Annotated in this window: 3 protein-coding genes; 1 reads left to right on the top strand and 2 read right to left on the bottom strand. The window is 61.7% G+C overall.

From position 1 onward, the window contains the following. Both C8J30_RS18215 and C8J30_RS18210 read right to left on the bottom strand, forming a co-directional pair. Window positions 1–399, bottom strand: a 399-nt coding sequence (locus C8J30_RS18215) for a phage protease (protein ID WP_220033839.1), incomplete at its 3' end; no start/stop codon positions are given. A 7-nt stretch (window positions 400–406) separates the two neighbouring features. Further along, the gene (locus C8J30_RS18210) at window positions 407–1,297 is read right to left on the bottom strand and encodes a Mu-like prophage major head subunit gpT family protein (protein ID WP_110807485.1); all 891 of its coding nucleotides are present in this window, start codon (window positions 1,295–1,297) and stop codon (window positions 407–409) included. A gap of 199 nt (window positions 1,298–1,496) precedes the next feature. On the opposite strand from C8J30_RS18210, the gene C8J30_RS18475 reads away from it, so the two are divergent. Next, window positions 1,497–1,607, top strand: a 111-nt coding sequence (locus C8J30_RS18475; RefSeq protein WP_146227936.1) for a transposase, incomplete at its 3' end; no start/stop codon positions are given.

The following is a 1,607-nucleotide window of genomic DNA, read 5'->3' as shown; positions in this document are numbered from 1 at the left end:
TTGAACTCCTTCGTGAACTTCCGTCTCACCATGTCCGATCTCCGTTTCCTTGGTCACGATCTTATCTTCGTGTCCACGAAACCGGCAGCAGGCCACCACGCGCCCCCAGAGGCCCGTGTCTTCCAGGCGCAGTTCCTTGATCCAACCTGCGGCCGGGACCGGCCCGCGCATCCGGGCCTCGGTCGTCTCGCTCTGGTGTTCGTAATCGACCGGCAGATCAACGCCGCGCTGTTCGAAGCCGCGCATCACCGCCGCGGGGTTGGAGAGCACATAGCGTCGGCCGTCTCGCCCCTCGATCTTGCCGGGCGGGAACAGATGCACCCAAGCGGGGGCGCCGGTGCGACCGACCGCTCCGGGGTTGATCGTCATGCCGCACAGGCTGGAAAGAGGCCCTGTCATCGCCGCATCACGCAACGTAAGGGGGGATGATCAGTTCGGCGGTGTTGCGCCAGACGTTCGTTCCGCCGCCGCTCGTGATTTCGGCGTTCAAGATGTTGCGCGCGTCAAATTCCAGCGCAGGCGAAACCACGAGGACAGTCGGCGAGACGCCAAGCTTGCGCCCGCCGTCGCTGCAAAAGTTCATCATCGCGGCGCGTGCGGCCGCATAGTTCTCGGCGGTGAGAGCGGCTTTCGACCCGAAGGCGAGCTGCCACAGGCCGAAGCCCGCGTTGACCCGCGCCCGGACGCCATAGACGTATTCGTTGTTCAGGAACACGTTCGGGTTCTCGGGGTCGGTCATCCCCTGGAACTCGCAGGACTCGCGTTCCTGCCAGATCACCGGGCGAACGCCGCGCGAGGTGTCGAACAGGAACCACGCGGGGCCAGTCCCGGCCTGCATGTTGCTGACCAGCTCCACCTGTTCATCCTTGATGATCGGGTGATCGGTGTCGAAGAAGTTCTGACCGTCGAAGCACAGCGAGTTGAAACCGTTCTTGATCAGGCCAAACATGAGTTCTTCGGGGGGACGGCGGGCAAGCTGCCCCATTTCCGAGAACATCGGCTTGAAGACGCCCATGCGATCATCGGCGATGTCGTTGCGCGAGACCGAAACGGTGCTTTCGAACATCCGTTTCGTGATCGTGAAACCGTAGGACTTCAGGTTGTGAACGACGCGGGCGCCGATCCATTCGCGCAGTTGCGGAAACTGGCCGAGCCACCCATAGCTTTCATCACGGGATTGGCTGGGCACCTTCATGAAGATCTTCTCGGCGAAAGAAGGGACCTGAAGATAAGCGTCGGTATAGACTGTCTTGAAACCTTTGAAGGCGAGGTCAAGCGTCTGGGCGTTGATGATCATGGTTGGGCCTCGTTTCGATGTCGCGGTGTTCCGCGATGTTCCGAAACAAGACATGCCGGAAAGATGCGCCCCGGATCAGACACAACGGTGTGCGGAGCAACTCGGGCCGGGCGCCGATCCGGTCCCCCAACTTTGAGGTGGTCCCCAGCCAACGGACAGTTTGCTAAGCTTGCCGCCAAGGAAGACGAGGACGAACAGCGTGGCTGGCAAACGGCAGAACTACAGCGCGGACTTCAAGGCGAAGGTGGCGCTTGAAGCCATTCGTGGCGAGGCGACGATCGCCGAGCTGGTGGTGAAGCACGGCGTGCAT

It is taken from the genome of Rhodobacter viridis, assembly GCF_003217355.1.
Taxonomy (GTDB): domain Bacteria; phylum Pseudomonadota; class Alphaproteobacteria; order Rhodobacterales; family Rhodobacteraceae; genus Rhodobacter; species Rhodobacter viridis.
Note: the sequence above shows the minus strand (reverse complement) of the source record. Positions and strands in the feature narration are given on the sequence as shown.